Annotated in this window: 15 protein-coding genes; 4 read left to right on the top strand and 11 right to left on the bottom strand. The window is 71.5% G+C overall.

All coding sequences use genetic code 11. The features are described from left to right. Nucleotides 1-65: 65 nt before the first annotated feature. The 6 genes from ACIQ6R_RS08185 to ACIQ6R_RS08160 form a co-directional block, all read right to left on the bottom strand. A complete protein-coding gene (locus tag ACIQ6R_RS08185) occupies nucleotides 66-857 on the bottom strand; it encodes an SURF1 family protein (RefSeq protein WP_404219684.1) in 792 nt (263 codons plus the stop codon). A 144-nt stretch (nucleotides 858-1,001) separates the two neighbouring features. Beyond that, the gene (locus ACIQ6R_RS08180; protein ID WP_161164690.1) at nucleotides 1,002-1,235 is read right to left on the bottom strand and encodes a hypothetical protein; all 234 of its coding nucleotides are present in this window, start codon (nucleotides 1,233-1,235) and stop codon (nucleotides 1,002-1,004) included. Between the two features lie 101 nt (nucleotides 1,236-1,336). Further along, nucleotides 1,337-2,323, bottom strand: coding sequence for a DEDDh family exonuclease (locus tag ACIQ6R_RS08175; protein ID WP_404185236.1), 987 nt, complete (start codon nucleotides 2,321-2,323; stop codon nucleotides 1,337-1,339). A 250-nt stretch (nucleotides 2,324-2,573) separates the two neighbouring features. After that, complete coding sequence (locus ACIQ6R_RS08170; RefSeq protein WP_404219682.1) at nucleotides 2,574-3,581, bottom strand: CopD family protein; 1,008 nt, start codon at nucleotides 3,579-3,581, stop codon at nucleotides 2,574-2,576. A gap of 470 nt (nucleotides 3,582-4,051) precedes the next feature. Beyond that, on the bottom strand, nucleotides 4,052-5,590 hold the full coding sequence (locus ACIQ6R_RS08165) for a S8 family peptidase (protein WP_404219680.1): 1,539 nt from the start codon (nucleotides 5,588-5,590) through the stop codon (nucleotides 4,052-4,054). A 70-nt stretch (nucleotides 5,591-5,660) separates the two neighbouring features. Continuing rightward, entirely contained in the window at nucleotides 5,661-7,244 is a 1,584-nt protein-coding gene (locus ACIQ6R_RS08160; protein ID WP_404219678.1) for a S8 family peptidase, read from the bottom strand. A gap of 265 nt (nucleotides 7,245-7,509) precedes the next feature. Here ACIQ6R_RS08160 and ACIQ6R_RS08155 point away from each other — a divergent pair, with 265 nt between their 5' ends. From ACIQ6R_RS08155 to moaA, 3 genes are all read left to right on the top strand, one after another. Beyond that, on the top strand, nucleotides 7,510-7,866 hold the full coding sequence (locus ACIQ6R_RS08155) for a DUF485 domain-containing protein (RefSeq protein ID WP_404219676.1): 357 nt from the start codon (nucleotides 7,510-7,512) through the stop codon (nucleotides 7,864-7,866). Continuing rightward, nucleotides 7,863-9,497, top strand: a complete 1,635-nt coding sequence (locus tag ACIQ6R_RS08150; RefSeq protein ID WP_404219674.1) for a cation acetate symporter — start codon at nucleotides 7,863-7,865, stop codon at nucleotides 9,495-9,497. The genes ACIQ6R_RS08155 and ACIQ6R_RS08150 overlap by 4 nt, the downstream gene beginning before the upstream one ends. Nucleotides 9,498-9,665: 168 nt before the next feature. Beyond that, complete coding sequence (moaA, locus tag ACIQ6R_RS08145) at nucleotides 9,666-10,655, top strand: GTP 3',8-cyclase MoaA (RefSeq protein ID WP_404219672.1); 990 nt, start codon at nucleotides 9,666-9,668, stop codon at nucleotides 10,653-10,655. Here moaA and ACIQ6R_RS08140 read toward each other — a convergent pair. Together ACIQ6R_RS08140 and ACIQ6R_RS08135 are read right to left on the bottom strand one after the other, a co-directional pair. Further along, a complete protein-coding gene (locus tag ACIQ6R_RS08140) occupies nucleotides 10,652-10,885 on the bottom strand; it encodes a hypothetical protein (protein WP_404219670.1) in 234 nt (77 codons plus the stop codon). The genes moaA and ACIQ6R_RS08140 overlap by 4 nt on opposite strands. Nucleotides 10,886-11,095: 210 nt before the next feature. After that, nucleotides 11,096-11,494 (bottom strand): DUF3099 domain-containing protein, encoded by a 399-nt coding sequence (locus tag ACIQ6R_RS08135; protein ID WP_404185215.1) that lies wholly within the window; start codon nucleotides 11,492-11,494, stop codon nucleotides 11,096-11,098. A gap of 260 nt (nucleotides 11,495-11,754) precedes the next feature. Here ACIQ6R_RS08135 and ACIQ6R_RS08130 point away from each other — a divergent pair, with 260 nt between their 5' ends. Continuing rightward, nucleotides 11,755-12,036, top strand: coding sequence for a GlsB/YeaQ/YmgE family stress response membrane protein (locus tag ACIQ6R_RS08130; RefSeq protein ID WP_404185211.1), 282 nt, complete (start codon nucleotides 11,755-11,757; stop codon nucleotides 12,034-12,036). 77 nt (nucleotides 12,037-12,113) lie between these two features. On the opposite strand, the gene tyrS is transcribed toward ACIQ6R_RS08130, so the two are convergent. The 3 genes from tyrS to ACIQ6R_RS08115 form a co-directional block, all read right to left on the bottom strand. Further along, complete coding sequence (tyrS, locus tag ACIQ6R_RS08125; RefSeq protein WP_404219668.1) at nucleotides 12,114-13,382, bottom strand: tyrosine--tRNA ligase; 1,269 nt, start codon at nucleotides 13,380-13,382, stop codon at nucleotides 12,114-12,116. A 62-nt stretch (nucleotides 13,383-13,444) separates the two neighbouring features. Then, the gene (locus ACIQ6R_RS08120; RefSeq protein WP_404219666.1) at nucleotides 13,445-14,842 is read right to left on the bottom strand and encodes a metallopeptidase TldD-related protein; all 1,398 of its coding nucleotides are present in this window, start codon (nucleotides 14,840-14,842) and stop codon (nucleotides 13,445-13,447) included. After that, nucleotides 14,839-16,362 (bottom strand): TldD/PmbA family protein, encoded by a 1,524-nt coding sequence (locus tag ACIQ6R_RS08115; RefSeq protein WP_404219664.1) that lies wholly within the window; start codon nucleotides 16,360-16,362, stop codon nucleotides 14,839-14,841. The genes ACIQ6R_RS08120 and ACIQ6R_RS08115 overlap by 4 nt, the downstream gene beginning before the upstream one ends. Nucleotides 16,363-16,608 lie beyond the last annotated feature (246 nt).

Here is a 16,608-nt window from a genome sequence, read left to right as displayed (position 1 = left end):
GAGCGGGCGGAGCAATCGGATCCGTCCCGGGTCGGGAAGACGGACGGCCCCGTACCGGCCACCGGCTACACGGCCGCGGGCTCCGCCTCCGCGGCATTGCGCTCGTCCTCCGCCGCCCGGTCCCGTGCCTCACGGCGGGCCAGGACGAACCAGCCGACCGGGACGCCCGCGGCGAACAGCCACCACTGGACGGCGTACGCCATGTGGTTGCCGATGCTGTCGTGGTCGGGCTCCGCGATCAGCTCGGGGGTGTCGCCCGAGGGCTCGGGCTCGGTCAGCTCGACGTAGCCGCCGAGGACCGGCTTGCCGAGGCGCTCGGCCTGCTGCTCGCTGTTGATCAGCATGACCTGGCGGTCGGGCAGCCCGTCGACGTTCTTGATGCCGCTGTCCTCGGTCGTCTGGTCGGGCATCAGCCGGCCGGTGACGGTGATCTCGCCCTCCGGGGGCGCCGGGATCTTCGGGAAGGCGGTCTGACTCCCGGCGTTCGACGGGATCCAGCCCCGGTTGACGATCAGGACCTTGCCGTCGTCCAGGACGAACGGGGTCAGCACGTGGTAGCCGACCCGGTCGTCCGCGTTGGTGCGGCGGCGGACGACGACCTCGTCGGCACGGTCGAAGTGACCCTTCGCGGTCACCCTGCGGTAGCGGTGCTCGTCGTCGACCTCGGCCCCCGGCGAGGACATGGACTCGACCGGCACGGGCTCCGCCGCCAGGGAGCCGGAGATCTCGCCGTTCAGCTCGACCCTGCGCTCGTGGCGGTGCAGCTGCCAGAAGCCCAGCTCGATCATCGTCGGGATGAGCGCGAGGGCCACGAGGGTGAGGATCACCCACTGGCGGGACAACAGGAACCGGTACACGCATCGACGGTACCTCGGCCGGGATCGGCCCTCGCGGGGAGGTCCCGGCGAGGGCCGTAGCCCCGCGTCGGCGGGGAGCGCGTTCGGCATCGAAGCAGATGCGCGGGTTCAGCGACGGCTTCGCCCGGCAGTCACGCCAAGCGCCTAGACCTTGTCGACGACCCCCGCTCTCCCCTCGGCACGGGCGCAGTGGGCGCCGCAGTACCAGTGGCCCTCGACCTCGACGCCCTGGCCGATGATCTGCACCCGGCAGTGCTCGCAGATGGGCGCCATCCGGTGGATCGCGCAGGAGAAGCAGTCGAAGACGTGCACCGCTCCCTGGGCGTGGACCTCGAAGGTCATTCCGTAGTTGTTGCCGCAGACTTCACATGTCGCCATGCGCCACAGGGTGAGCCGTCTCCGCGACGCGGGCGAGCGGGTGCCGGGCGAGTCGCCCGGAATCACCCGTCCGTACGGCTCACGTACGGCTCACGTACGGCTCAGCCGTCCGCGGGCTCGACGTCCGCGAGCAGCTGCCCGAACGCGGCCTCGTCCACCACCGGCGTCCCGTACTGGCGGGCCTTGACCACCTTCGATGTGCCCGAGTCCGGGTCGTTGGTGACCAGCAGGCTGGTCAGCCGGGACAGGCTGGTGGCGACGTGCAGCCCGGCCTCGGTCGCGCGGTCCTCCAGCAGGTCCCGCTCGACGGAGGTGTCACCCGAGAAGGCGACCCGCATGCCCTGCTTGAGGCATTTGCCTTCTTCGTACCGGCCCGGGTTGGGGTAGGGGCACGCGGGCCGCTTGCGGGAGGGGCGCCAACTGGTCGGCCGGTAGCCGCCGTAGCCCGCCTGCTGCCCGATCCGGGGCGCGGGCCGGTCCGACCACTCGGTCAGCGGCCGGCACTCGTGCAGCGGCAGCCGCACGCCGCCCGCCGCCGCGGCGAGCAGGCTCGGCCGGAACGCCTCGGCCAGCACCCGCGCGTCGTCCAGGGCGTGGTGCGCCCGCTGCTGTACGACGCCGAAGTGGGCGGCCAGCGACTCCAGCTTGTGGTTGGGCAGGGGCAGGGCCAGTTCCTTGGAGAGCGCGATGGTGCACAGCCGTTGGCGCACCGGCGCCTCCAGCTTCGCGCGCGCGTACTCCCGGGCGATCATCTGCCAGTCGAAGACGGCGTTGTGCGCGACGAGCACCCGACCGTCGAGCCGGGCCGCGAACTCCTCGGCCACGTCCGGGAAGAGCGGTGCTCCGCCGAGCACGTCGCTCGTCAGGCCGTGTATCCACACCGGGCCGGGGTCGCGCTCCGGATTGACCAGGGTGTACCAGTGGTCCTCGACCTCGCCGCGGGCGTCCAGTCGGTAGACGGCCGCGGAGATGATGCGGTCGTCGCGGGCCAGGCCGGTGGTCTCCACGTCGACGACCGCGTACCCCTGTGGATACGCGGCCGGCCACGCCGTGGCGGACGGCGCTGTGGTCGTGCGGTCTTCGAGCATGGTCCATGAGGATACGGGCCGCGACTGACACCCAGGACCCGCAGGTGCCCCGCGGCGCCCGGCGAAACGGTCCCTCCGTCAAGTTCCGCGCGTCGGCGAAGGGTTGCGGCGGCACGGTGCGAGGAGACGGGCGCGGAGCGCCGGTGCGGGGCGTGCGGCGCGCCGGGTGGCATCCCCTGCCATGTGACGCAACCCACCACGACGGGGCCCACGGCGGAGCCCTCGGCGCCCGGCTCGACCGGCCGCGGGGTCACCACCGGATCGGTACCGGAAGGGCCGTCAGGAGGCCCGACACCGCGACCACCACACCCAGGGCGACGACCTCCGCGCGCGCGGGCGAGCACGCGTCCAGCGGGTCGGGCGCGCGGCTCAGCCGGATCCTGGCCCACAGGGCGAGCGCGGCGACGGCGGCCACGAGGATCACCTTGGCGAGCAGGACCCGCCCGTACGCCGTGTCCGTCAGCTGGTCCACGATCGTGCCCGGCGGCATCCGGCGCAGCGAACTGCACACCCCCGTCGCCGTGATGGCGGCGAGCAGAACGGCCGCCACGCGCGCGTAGAGACCCAGCAGCGCCGGACCCGCCTCGGCGCCCCGCCACTGCCGCAGCGTCCTCAGCACGTACAGCAGACCGCCCACCCACAGCGAGGCGCACGTCAGATGGACGAGGGTCAGACCGGAGCCGAGCAGCGGGCTGTACTCGGTCGTGGGGTGGGCGCGCAGCGCCTCCGCGACGATCACGGCGGCCAGCGGCCAGACCTGGAGGCCGGGCCGGCGCGAGGTGGCGCACAGGCCGGCCGCGAGGAACCCGTTGACCTCCAGGAGCGCGAGCTTGCCGTCACGGGACTCGTAGAGGCCGCCGACGTCGATGTCGGCGACGCTGTCCGGCACCAGATTGCCCGTGGCCACGACCGACGCCAGTCCCAGCGCGGCGACGAAACCGGCCGCGGCCGCGTACGGCGACCAGTTGCGGGGCCGTTGCGGGGGAGCGCCGGGGAGCGACCGGGTGAGCCGGTTCACGAAGAGCTCGCCGACCGGAACGCTCAGCGCGGCGAAGAGCACCGTACGCAGCAGGGCTATGCCGCCGGTGCCGGGTGCCTCGGCCTCCCCGGTGCCGTGCAGGGCGGGGGACGGGCCGAGGACGGGTATCAGCGCGGCCAGCACCACCAGCACGAGCACCGCCACGGTCCGGCCGGTACCGGCGGGCCGCGCGTGCCGTCCGGTGCCGGCGGTCCGGGACGGGGGTCTGGTCAAGGTCACCTCGGAATCTTCACCAGCTCCCGCAGATCCGGGCAAGTTCCGGAAAACGACCGGCGGTCCGGCATTCCGCACATGAGGACGTCTTCGGCCGCCGTACGGTTCGGGAGGGCCGGGAAAAGGGTGAGGGACACGTCACATCCACCGCGCGGCGTCGACTCAGCCGGCCCGGGAGGCGGCCGACCACCACAGCCGGACCTCCTCGCGCAGGTCGGTGGGGCGCGGCGCTTCGGCCCGTGCGGGGCCGAGGCGCGAGCGGTCCAGCCGGGGTGTCGCCCGTGACCGCGGACAGCTGCGGGACGAACACCGGGGTCGCGGCGAAGCGGAGTGCCGACCGCCGTCGCGGCCGGACCGGTTCGGGCCTCCAGGTCGCGGGGTCCTCGTACGTGTGCGTGGCAAAGGTCCCGCCGTACGGCAGGAAGCGGAAGCGGGCCGGGGAACTGCTCCCGGCCCGCTCCACGCGCGCGTGCCGCTTACCAGGTCACCGCGTCCAGCGCGTCGGCCATGCCCCAGCCGTAGAAGCCGTTGCGGTTCTTCGAGCCCTCGCACACCGCGTCGACCTTGCCGTCGCCGTCGATGTCGTACGGCTTGGTGCACGGCGTGGCGTCGGCCTGGGCGTACAGCAGGGCCTTGACCATGGCCGGGGAGGCGTACGGGTGCGTCGACTTGATCAGGGCGGCGACGCCCGCGACGTGCGGCGACGCCATCGACGTACCGGCCATGTAGCCCCACTTGCCACCGGGCAGCGTGCCCAGGATCAGTCCGCTGGTCGCGGGCGGTTCCGGCTTCTGGTAGGCCGTCGAGTCGCCGCCGGGCGCGGCGATGTCGATGACACCGAGGCCGTGGTTGGAGAAGGACGACTTGAGGTCCTTCGCGCCGGTCGACGCGACCGTCACGACACCCGGCAGCTGGGTCGGGATGTCCAGGCACTCGGACGGGTCGATCACCCGGTCCGAGGGCGTGGAGTCGTTCGGGGAGACCGGGTCGGTGATCTCGTCGGCCGCGAGGTCGTAGTTCTCGTTGCCGGCCGCGGCGACGTTGACCGCGCCCTTCCTCTCCGCGTACCGCGAGGCCCGGGTGACGGCTTCCAGGAGCGCCTTCTGGTCCGGGTCGTCCTTGCAGTTGAAGTACCAGGGGTCGGTGTAATAGCTGTTGTTGGTCACGTCGACGCCGTGCTCGGCCGCCCACATGAAGCCGCAGACCACGGCCTCGGTGTAGAAGAAGCCGTCCGGGTTGGACACCTTGATGCCGGCGACCTTCACCCCGGGCGCCACACCGGTCATGCCGACGCCGTTCTTGGCGGCGGCTATCTCCCCGGCCACGTGCGTGCCGTGCGGGCTCTCCGCCGCGCTCGGCCGCCAGGCGCCGTCGGCGGTGTCCGGCTTGCCCGACACGCAGTTGACGGAGGCGTCCCGGTCGAAGTTCGGGGCGATGTCCGGGTGGGTGTCGTCCACGCCGGTGTCGATGACCGCGACCGTCACCTTGCTGCTGCCCAGCGACCTCTCGTGCGCCTTGTCCGCCTTGATGGCGGGCAGGTCCCACTGGAGGGGCTGCAACGGGTCCTGCCCCTCGGCGGCCTCGGCGGCGGCGATCTCCTTGCCGCTGAGCACCTTCGGCGCGCCCGTGTCCGTCGTGGCGGCCGAGGGCAGCGGCGCGGTGCGGGTGGCACCGGCCGACTGCACGCCGCGCGCCTTGCGGACGGTCTTGGCGAAGTCCGCGTTGGCGGAGTGGACGACGATCACGCCGATCCGGTCGTACGACGTCACGATCGTGCCGCCGGCCTTGGCTATCGCCCGCTTCACATGCGCCGAGGGACCGTGCCCGGGGCGGACGTTGACGACGTAGCTGAGCGAGGACGCCGAGTCGGCCGACACGGAGGGCGCGGCCTGACCGGCGACCGAAGCCTCCGCGGCGGAGGCCGGGACGCCCGGCAGGAAGGCGAGGGACGCTGCCACGGCCATGCCGGCCGGGATCGCGAGGGCCCGACGGTGACGCGGGTGGGGCACTGTCATGTGCGATGTCTCCAGTTGGTTCGAGGAACTTCGTGGACGGTGGAGCAGGCGTTCGGGCCGGACGAGCCGGTCACTTCACCGCGCGCAGCGCGTTGACGATGCCGAAGCCGTAGAAGCCGTTGATCCGCTTGCCGCCCTCGCACGTGGCGTCCTGCGCGCCGTCGCCGTCCTGGTCGTAGGAGGCCGGGCAGCCCGGGTTGTCCGCCTGGGCCTTCAGCAGCGCCTGGAGCATCGCCGGGGAGGCGTGCCGGTGCTCCGACTTCAGCAGCGCGGCGACGCCTGCGGCGTGCGGCGAGGCCATCGAGGTGCCCTGCAGCCAGGCGTACTCGTTGTTCGGCATGGTCGACAGGATGCGGCCGTTCTTCGACGGCGTGTCCGGGATCTGGTAGCGCGCGTCGCCGCCCGGCGCGGCGATGTCCACCACGCCCTTGCCGTACGAGGAGTAGTAGGACTTCTCCTTGTCGACGCCCGTCGCGCTGACCGTGACGATGCCGGGCAGCTGGGTCGGCACGTCGAAGCACTCGTGCGGGTCGATGGTCCGCGTCACCGGCGTGGAGTCGTCGGGGCTGGAGTCGTCGACGATCGCGTCGGAGTCCAGGTCGTGGTTGGAGTTGCCGGCGGAGGCGAGGTGCAAGGTGCCCTTGCGCTGGGCGTACAGCTGGGCCCGGTTGACCGCGTCGACGATCGCGCGCTGGTCCGGGTCGTCCATGCAGTTGTACAGCCAGGGGTCGACGTAGTAGCTGTTGTTGGTGATCTCCACGCCGTGGTCGGCGGCGAACATGAACGCGCACACGACGTTCTCGGGGTAGAAGAGCCCGTTGTCCGGGTCGCTCACCTTGATGCTCGACACCTTCACGCCCGGCGCGACACCGGCGACGCCGATGCCGTTGCGGGCGGCGGCTATCTCACCGGCCACATGGGTGCCGTGGTAGTCGTCGGCGGTGTACGGCCGCCAGGCGCCCTCGCTGGTGTCCGCCTTGCCGCCGACGCAGTTGGCGGACTGCGAGGCGGAGAAGTTCGGGGCGAGGTCGGGGTGGGTGTCGTCGACGCCGGTGTCGATCACGGCGACGGTGACCCGGGAGCTGCCCGGGTTGATCTTCGCGGCCTTGTCGGCGCCTATCGCGCGCAGGTCCCACTGGTCCGCTTCGAGCGGCTCGCCGGCGCCCGCGGCCTTCGACGCCTTCGCGGTCCGCGCGGCCTGCCCGGCGGAGAGCATCTCGGCGCCGCCCTGGTCCGTCGTGCCGGCGGCGGTCAGGGGCGCGGTACGGGTGGCGCCCGCCGACCGCACTCCGCGCGCCTCGCGTATCCGCTCGCCGAATTCCGGGTTCGACGAGTGGACGACGATCACGCCGATCTTCTGGTAGGTGGTGACGACACTGCCGCCGGCCTCGGCTATCGCCCGCTTCACCGACGCGATCGTGCGGTGGTCCGTCCTCGTGTTGACGACGTAGGCCAGGCTGGGAGCGTCCGCCGCCCGGTCGGCCCGCGCCGCTTCCGCGGCGGCTTCCGCGCCCGGGGCGCCCGGGGCGGCCGAGGCGGCCGCCGACAGGAAGCCGAGCGACGCGGTCAGCGACAGTACGACGGGCACGGCGAGGGCCAGCCGCCGTCTGGAACGCGTGGACCGCGACGAACGCGGCGCGTACAGATGATCCATGGGGTCTCCACATCATCCGGAAACGAAACCGGCCCGAGACACAGGTGATGCTCGGGCAGGTACATGACGGAGTGGTGCAGGGCGAAGCTATCCCCAGGAGCCGCTGGCCAGCAATGACCCGCCACGGGTGACTTCGGAAAGTGCCCCCGGCGTTGAACCGGGCCCCGCGGGGCGCCGTGTCGTTGGACAGGAAGCCCGAGCACGACCAGCTTCCTGTGAGAACACCGAGGTCCAAGCCGTCATGTCCGTCGTACGAGGAGACTCCGTGGCCACCGACGCACCACCCCCCTCCAAAGAGGAACGCCCACTTCCCTCCGCCGAGGAGTTCTCCGAAGTGCAGCAGAGCGCTGAGTTCGCCGAACTGCGCCGCTCCTTCCGCTCCTTCGCGTTCCCGCTGACGCTCGCCTTCGTGGCCTGGTACCTGCTGTACGTACTGCTGTCGAACTACGCAGGCGGCTTCATGGGCACCAAGCTGTTCGGCAACATCAACGTCGCCTTCGTCTTCGGCATCGCCCAGTTCGTCACCACGTTCCTCATCGCCTGGTGGTACTCGCGGTACGCCGCCGCGAAGCTCGACCCCAAGGCCGAGGCCATCAAGACCCGGATGGAGGGCGGCGCATGAGCCCCGCACAGACCGTTCTCGCCGCCGAGCTGGCCGCCAACGAGGCCAGCGAGCACCGCCCGCTGATCATCACGCTCTTCGCGGTCTTCGTCATCGCCACGCTCGGCATCACCGTCTGGGCGGGCCGCCAGACCAAGGACGCCGCCGACTTCTACGCGGGCGGCCGCCAGTTCAGCGCCTTCCAGAACGGACTCGCCGTCTCCGGCGACTACATGTCGGCCGCGTCCTTCCTCGGCATCGCCGGCGCCATCGCCCTCTTCGGCTACGACGGATTCCTGTACTCCATCGGCTTCCTGGTGGCCTGGCTGGTCGCCCTGCTCCTGGTGGCCGAGCCGCTGAGGAACTCCGGCCGCTACACGATGGGCGACGTCCTCGCGTACCGCATGCGCCAGCGCCCCGTGCGCACGGCCGCCGGTACCTCCACCATCGTCGTGTCGATCTTCTACCTGCTGGCCCAGATGGCGGGCGCGGGCATCCTCGTCTCCCTGCTGCTCGGCATCACCTCCGACGCGGGCAAGATCCTGATCGTGGCCCTCGTCGGCCTGCTGATGATCGTGTACGTCTCCATCGGCGGCATGAAGGGCACCACCTGGGTCCAGATGGTCAAGGCCGTGCTGCTGATCGGCGGCACCATCCTGATCACCTTCCTGGTGCTGCTGAAGTTCAACTTCAACATCTCCGACCTGCTCGGCACGGCCGCCGAGAACAGCGGAAAGGGCGCCGCCTTCCTGGAGCCCGGCCTCCAGTACGGCGCCAGCGGCACCACCAAGCTCGACTTCATCTCCCTGGGCATCGCCCTGGTGCTCGGCACGGCCGGCCTGCCGCACATCCTGATCCGCTTCTACACGGTGCCCAACGCCAAGGCCGCCCGTAAGTCCGTGAACTGGGCGATCGGCATCATCGGCGCCTTCTACCTGATGACCATCGCGCTCGGCTTCGGCGCCGCGGCGCTCGTCGGGCAGAAGGAGATCATCGCGTCCAACCCGTCCGGCAACACGGCCGCGCCCCTGCTCGCCCTGCACGTGGGCGGCGTCGACTCGGCCTGGGGCGCGATCCTGCTCGCCACGATCTCGGCGGTGGCCTTCGCGACCATCCTCGCCGTGGTCGCGGGCCTCACCCTGGCCTCGTCCTCGTCCTTCGCGCACGACATCTACGCCAACGTCATCCGCAAGGGCAAGGCCACCGAGAAGGAGGAGATGCGGGCGGCCCGCTGGGCGACCGTCCTCATCGGCATCGTCTCCATCGCGCTCGGCGCCCTCGCCCGCGACCTGAACGTGGCCGGCCTGGTCGCCCTGGCCTTCGCGGTCGCCGCGTCCGCCAACCTGCCGACCATCCTCTACAGCCTCTTCTGGAAGCGGTTCACCACCCAGGGCGCCCTGTGGTCGATCTACGGCGGTCTGATCGTCGCCGTCGGCCTGGTGCTGTTCTCGCCCGTGGTCTCCGGCGACCCGAAGGCGATGTTCCCGGACGTCGACTTCGCCTGGTTCCCGCTGAAGAACCCGGGCATCATCTCCATCCCGTTCGGCTTCCTCATGGGCTGGCTCGGCACGATCCTGTCGAAGGAGGAGCCCGACAAGGCGAAGTACGCGGAGCTGGAGGTCCGGTCCCTGACCGGCACCGGAGCGCACTGAGACACGCGCCCGGCCAGCACCGACGCGGCCGCTCGTAGATCCCTACGACGCGGCCGCGTCGCACGTCGTGGGATCGGGCCGCTGTCGATGTCGGACCGGTCACGTAGGCTCGCAGTATCGGAGGAGAGAGAAGTGCTCCGCCGATCCGCGTCGAGGGAGGGGGCCCACGTGCTCATCGACACCTACGGCCGAGTGGCCACCGACCTGAGGGTCTCGCTCACCGACCGCTGCAACCTGCGCTGCACCTACTGCATGCCCGAAGAGGGCCTCCAGTGGCTGGCCAAGCCCGACCTGCTCACGGACGACGAGATCGTCCGCCTCATCGACATCGCCGTCACCTCCCTCGGTATCGAGGAGGTCCGCTTCACCGGCGGCGAGCCCCTGCTCCGCCCCGGCCTGGTCGGCATCGTCGAGCGCGTCGCCGCCCTGGAGCCGCGCCCCCAGATGTCCCTCACGACCAACGGCATCGGCCTCAGGCGCACGGCACCGGCCCTGAAGACCGCGGGCCTGGACCGGGTCAACGTCTCCCTGGACACGCTCCGCCCGGACGTCTTCAAGACCCTCACCCGCCGGGACCGCCACAAGGACGTCCTGGAGGGCCTGGAGGCCGCCCGCGAGGCCGGTCTGACCCCGGTGAAGGTCAACTCCGTCCTGATGCCGGGGCTCAACGCCGACGAGGCACCCGACCTGCTGGCCTGGGCCGTCGTGCACGACTACGAGCTGCGCTTCATCGAGCAGATGCCCCTGGACGCCCAGCACGGCTGGAAGCGCGAGGGCATGGTCACCGCCGGTGACATCCTGGCCTCCCTGCGCACCCGCTTCGAGCTGACCGCCGAGGGATCCGACGAGCGCGGCTCGGCCCCCGCCGAGCGCTGGCTCGTGGACGGCGGCCCGCACCGCGTCGGCGTCATCGCCTCCGTCACCCGCCCGTTCTGCTCGGCGTGCGACCGCACCCGCCTGACCGCCGACGGCCAGGTGCGCACCTGCCTGTTCGCCACCGAGGAGACGGACCTGCGCGCCGCCCTGCGCTCCGACGCGCCGGACGAGGAGATCGCCCGCATCTGGCGGCTGGCCATGTGGGGCAAGAAGGCCGGCGCCGGCCTCGACGACCCGACCTTCGTCCAGCCCGACCGGCCGATGTCGGCGATCGGAGGCTAGTCGAGCGGCCGGGAGCCGCCGGCGGACTCCCAGTCCGCCAGCGGGACCACGTCCTTGAGGAAACCCCGTACGCCGAGGAACTGGGACAGGTGCTCCCGATGCTCCTCGCACGCGATCCACGTCTTGCGGCGCTCCGGCGTGTGGATCTTCGGGTTGTTCCACGCCAGCACCCACACGGCGGCGGTGCGGCAGCCCTTGGCGGAGCAGATCGGGGCGGTCTCGTCACTCACAGTTCGTCTCACAGGTCCACAAACAAGGCGACGCCGAGCAGCCACGGGGGGAGCTGCCCGGCGTCGGTCCGTCGCTCCGACGGGGGATGCGGAGCGCGTACGAAGTATGTCACGGGTCACCCATCGCCCGGCACCGGAACCACATGATTGATCTGAGGATTTCTCAGGCCTGGCGCGGAATCGACGCCCGCCCCGGCGGGGCACTCGCGGTCACGATCTGCCGCGGGGCTCGCTCGCCGCGCCCGGCGCGGGGTCGGACACGACATCTTCCGGGCCGGGTTCCGCTGACCCGTCGCCGGCCCGCGGCGGCATGATCATCGGTGGAGTCGGCACGGTGACGAACGTCGACGGCAACGATGGCGCGTTCTCGCGCCCGGCGTTGGCGATCACGACCGAGATGTACGGCAGGACCGCGCCGAGGACCAGGGCCACGATCGCGACGTGCCGTTCCACGTTCCACAGGCAGGCCGCGAGGACCACCGACACCGTGCGCACCGACATCGAGATGATGTACCGGCGCTGCCGCCCGCGCACATCCTCCTGGAGACCCGTCCGGGCCCCGGTGATCCGGAACACCTCGGCGCTGCCGCCGCCACTCTGCTTCCGCATCTGGTTCCACCATCCGCCCGTATCGGACTCTCCCCGCCCGCTCCCGTCCGCGGCCGCTCGGGGACTCCGGTCCCGGACAACTCTCCACATTACGCCGCACCTGCGCCGCCTACGAGACCGGGGCACCCCCGGCCCGCGCGCACGGCGTGCGCCGCACCACGTAGCCGGGTACCTCGTTCGGCCGTATCCGGCATGCGCCGTACGCGGTACGGCCGAACACTGGCGGTAATGCTCGCGTAGAGCCGTACGAGGAGGCAGTCATGGGCTGGTTGTGGGCGATCATCGTCGGATTCGTGCTCGGTCTGATCGCCAAGGCGATCATTCCCGGGAAGCAGCACAGCCCTCTGTGGCTGACCACCATCTTCGGCATTCTCGGCGCCATCGCGGGCAACGCGATCGCGCGGGCGGCCGGGGTGGACGCGACCTCCGGCATCGACTGGTGGCGGCACGTCTTCCAGCTCGTGGCCGCGGTCGTCATCGTCGCCGTCGGCGACGCGGCCTACATGGCGGTGCGGGGCAACAAGCGGCGCGAGCGGGCCTGACCGCCCGCACCGACACCGTACGGCGAAGGGGCGGCCTCCGGTGAGCCGCGAGGCACCGGAGGCCGCCCCTCGTACGCTCAGGCGCCGGTGACCTCCACCGCGGCCAGGTTCTTCTTGCCGCGGCGCAGCACCAGCCAGCGCCCGTGCAGCAGGTCCTCCTTGGCGGGGACGGCGTCCTCGCCGATGACCTTGGCGTTGTTCACGTAGGCGCCGCCCTCCTTGACCGTGCGGCGCGCGGCGGACTTGCTGGCGACCAGACCGACCTCGGCGAACAGGTCCACGACCGGGCCCAGCTCGGTGACCTGGACGTGCGGCAGCTCGGAGAGGGCCGCGGCCAGCGTCCGGTCGTCCAGCTCCGTCAGGTCGCCCTGGCCGAAGAGGGCCTTGGACGCGGCGATCACGGCGGCCGTCTGGCCGGCGCCGTGCACCAGCGTCGTCAGCTCCTCGGCCAGCGCGCGCTGCGCGGCCCGGGCCTGCGGACGCTCCTCGGTCTGCCGCTCCAGCTCCTCCAGCTCCGCACGGGAGCGGAAGGACAGGATGCGCATGTACTTCGAGATGTCGCGGTCGTCCACGTTCAGCCAGAACTGGTAGAACGCGTACGGCGTGGTCATCTCCGGGTCGAGCCAGACGGCGCCGCCCTCGGTCTTGCCGAACTTGGTGCCGTCCGCCTTCGTCATCAGCGGCGTCGCGTAGGCGTGGGCGGTGGCGTCCGGCTCCAGCCGGTGCAGCAGGTCCAGGCCGGCCGTGAGGTTGCCCCACTGGTCGCTGCCGCCCTGCTGCATCGTGCAGCCGTACCTCCGGTAGAGCTGGAGGAAGTCCATGGCCTGGAGCAGCTGGTAGCTGAACTCCGTGTAGCTGATGCCCTCGGAGGACTCCAGCCGCCGGGCCACCGAGTCCTTGGTCAGCATCTTGTTGACCCGGAAGTGCTTGCCGATGTCCCGCAGGAACTCGATCGCGGAGAGTCCCTCGGTCCAGTCGAGGTTGTTGACCAGCACGGCCGCGTTCTCGCCCTCGAAGGACAGGAACGGCTCGATCTGGCCGCGCAGCCGCTGGACCCAGCCCGCGACGGTCTCCGGCGAGTTCAGCGTGCGCTCGGCGGTCGGGCGCGGGTCACCGATCTGGCCCGTCGCGCCGCCGACCAGCGCCAGCGGCCGGTGACCGGCCTGCTGGAGCCGGCGCACGGTGAGCACCTGCACCAGGTGCCCCACGTGCAGTGACGGCGCGGTCGGGTCGAAACCGCAATAGAACGTGACGGGACCGTCCGCGAGCGCCTTGCGCAAAGCGTCCTCGTCAGTGGACTGGGCGAACAGCCCGCGCCACTTCAGCTCGTCGACGATGTCCGTCACGGTTCTCGTGTCTCCTACGTGCTCATGATCTTCGGGCAGTCGGGTGACAGCCGACTACGAGGTTATACGCCCTGGCTGACAGAGCTCATGTTGAAATCGGGGACGCGCAGCGCGGGCATCGCGGCCCTGGTGAACCAGTCGCCCCATTCCCTGGGCAGCGTCTTCTCCGTGCGCCCCGCCTCCGTGGCCCGGCCCAGCAGGCTCACCGGCGACTCGTTGAACCGGAAGTTGTTCACCTCGCCGACGACCTCGCCGTTCTCGACGAGATACACGCCGTCCCGGGTCAGCCCGGTCAGCAGCAGGGTCGCCGGGTCGACCTCGCGGATGTACCAGAGGCAGGTGAGCAGCAGGCCGCGCGAGGTGCCGGCGACCATCTGGTCCAGGGACCGGTCGGGGTCGCCGCCGTCCAGAATCAGGTTGCCGATCGCCGGTGCCACCGGCAGCCCGGTCAGCCCGGCGCTGTGCCGGGTGGTCGTCAGCCGGTTCAGCTCGCCCGCGCGGATCCAGTCGGTGGCCCCGACCGGCAGCCCGTTGTCGAAGACCGACTGGTCCCCGCCCGAGGAGTGCGCGACCACGAAGGGCGCGCTCTGAAGACCCGGCTCGTGCGGATCGCTGCGCAGGGTCAGCGGCAGCTCGCCGAGCCGCTCGCCGACGCGCGTGCCGCCGCCCGGCCTGGAGAACACCGTGCGCCCCTCGGCCGCATCCCGCCCGGAGGCCGACCACAGCTGGTAGATCAGCAGGTCCGCGACCGCGGTGGGCGGCAGCAGCGTCTCGTACCGGCCCGCGGGCAGCTCCACCCGCCGCTGGGCCCAGCCGAGCCGTACGGCCAGCTCGGCGTCGAGCGCCGCCGGGTCGACGTCCTTGAAGTCCCGCGTGGCGCGTCCCGCCCACGCCGACCGGGTGCGGTCCGGCGACTTGGCGTTCAGCTCCAGCGTCCCGCCCGGCTGGTCGTGCCGCAGCCGCAGCCCCGTGGACGTACCCACGTACGTCGACGTCAGCTCGTGGTTGGCGAAGCCGTACAGCTCGCGCCCGCCCGCCCGCGCGCGTGCGAACGCCTCCCCGAGGGCCGGGGCGAAGTCGGCGAACACGGCCGACGACGTCTGAGCGGGCGCGTCGGTGAAGTCGGGCGAGGCGGGCACGCCGGTGACCAGCGGCTGCGCGTCCTCGGCCGGCCCGGCGCCGCGTGCGGCGGCCTCGGCGGCGCGTACCAGGGGTTCCAGCTCGTCCACGGTCACGGCGGAGCGCGACACGACCCCGGACGCCGTGCCCTCCCGGCCGTCGACGGTGGCGACGACGGTGAGCGTGCGCCCGCGCGTGACGCCGTTGGTGGTGAGCGTGTTGCCCGCCCAGCGCAGGTTGGCGGTGGACTCCTCGTCGGCGATGACGACACACCCGTCGGCCCGGGACAGCTCCAGCGCCCGCTCGACGATCTCGTGCGGCCTGTTCGTACCCGCGCTCATCGACCGGCCTCCTGCGTGGTGTTCAGAATGTTGACTCCCCTGAAGAGGGCGGACGGGCAGCCGTGGGAGACGGCCGCGACCTGTCCCGGCTGGGCCTTGCCGCAGTTGAAGGCGCCGCCCAGGACGTACGTCTGAGGGCCGCCGACGGCCGCCATGGACCCCCAGAAGTCGGTGGTCGTCGCCTGGTAGGCCACGTCCCGCAGCTGACCGGCGAGCCGCCCGTTCTCGATGCGGAAGAACCGCTGCCCGGTGAACTGGAAGTTGTAGCGCTGCATGTCGATGGACCAGGACCGGTCCCCGACGACGTAGATCCCGCGCTCCACGCCCCCGATCAGGTCCTCCGTGGACAGCCCGCCGGGGTCCGGCCGCAGCGAGACGTTGGCCATCCGCTGCACGGGCACATGGGCGGGGGAGTCGGCGTAGGCGCACCCGTTGGACCGCTCGAACCCGGTGAGCCGCGCGATGCGCCGGTCGAGCTGGTAGCCGACCAGGGTGCCGTCCTTCACCAGGTCCCAGGACTGGCCCGCGACGCCCTCGTCGTCGTACCCGATGGTCGCCAGCCCGTGCTCGGCGGTGCGGTCGCCGGTGACGTTCATCAGCTCCGAGCCGTAGCGCAGCTTGCCGAGCTGGTCGAAGGTGGCGAAGGAGGTGCCGGCGTAGGCCGCCTCGTAGCCGAGGGCGCGGTCCAGCTCGGTGGCGTGCCCGATGGACTCGTGAATGGTCAGCCACAGATTCGACGGGTCGACGACCAGGTCGTACAGGCCCGCCTCGACGCTCGGCGCCCGCATCTTCTCGGCCAGCAGTTCAGGGATCCCGGCCAGCTCGGCGTCCCAGTCCCAGCCGGTGCCGGTCAGGTACTCCCAGCCGCGTCCGGCGGGCGGCGCGAGGGTGCGCATGGAGTCGAACTCGCCGCTGGAGTCGTCCACCGACACGGCGGTGAGCACCGGATGCAACCGCACCCGCTGCTGTGTGGTCACGGTCCCGGCGGTGTCGGCGTAGAACTTGTTCTCGTGCACGGTGAGCAGCGAGGCGTCGACGTGGTCGACCCCGTCGGCCGCCAGCAGCCGCGCGCTCCAGTCGGCCAGCAGGGCCGACTTCTCGGCGTCGGGCACGGTGAAGGGGTCGATCTCGTACGACGAGACCCAGGTCCGGTCGGCGTGCACGGGCTCGTCGGCGAGTTCGACCCGCTCGTCGGAACCGGCCGCGCGGATCACCTGCGCGGACAGCTTGGCCATCGCCACCGCCTGGGACGCAACCTTGGCTGCGGCGTCCATCGTCAGGTCCACACCGGACGCGAAGCCCCACGTACCGCCGTGCACCACGCGCACCGCGTACCCGAGGTCGGTGGTGTCCAAGGACCCGGCGGGCTTGGCGTCCCTGAGGCGCCAGGAGGCGTCGCGCACCCGCTCCAGCCGGAAGTCGGCGTGCTCGGCGCCGAGGGCACGCGCGCGTGCGAGGGCGGCGTCGGCGAGGGCTCGTAGGGGGAGTGCCGTGAAGGCTTCGTCGATGCTGTGAGGCACTGCGTCTCTTTCTGTCGACGTGACCCGGTCGTCTGCCGCGACACCGGGGGCTGCGCCGCATCATGTCGCGTCGGGACGGACGCGGACCACACCTTTCGGGCCGTGGCCGGGCCCGCGGGACCGGGTTCCTTCTGTAGGGATCCGACAGCCAGCCCCGTAAGCCACTGTGGGTGCCCGAGTCTTTGCGGACGGGCGGGGACCGATAGGTTTTCGAGGAAGCCGCCTGTCATCGCCGCCCGTCAACCG

Origin of the sequence: Streptomyces sp. NPDC096048 (genome assembly GCF_044763415.1) — a bacterium.
Taxonomy (GTDB): Bacteria; Actinomycetota; Actinomycetes; order Streptomycetales; family Streptomycetaceae; genus Streptomyces.
Note: the sequence above shows the minus strand (reverse complement) of the source record. Positions and strands in the feature narration are given on the sequence as shown.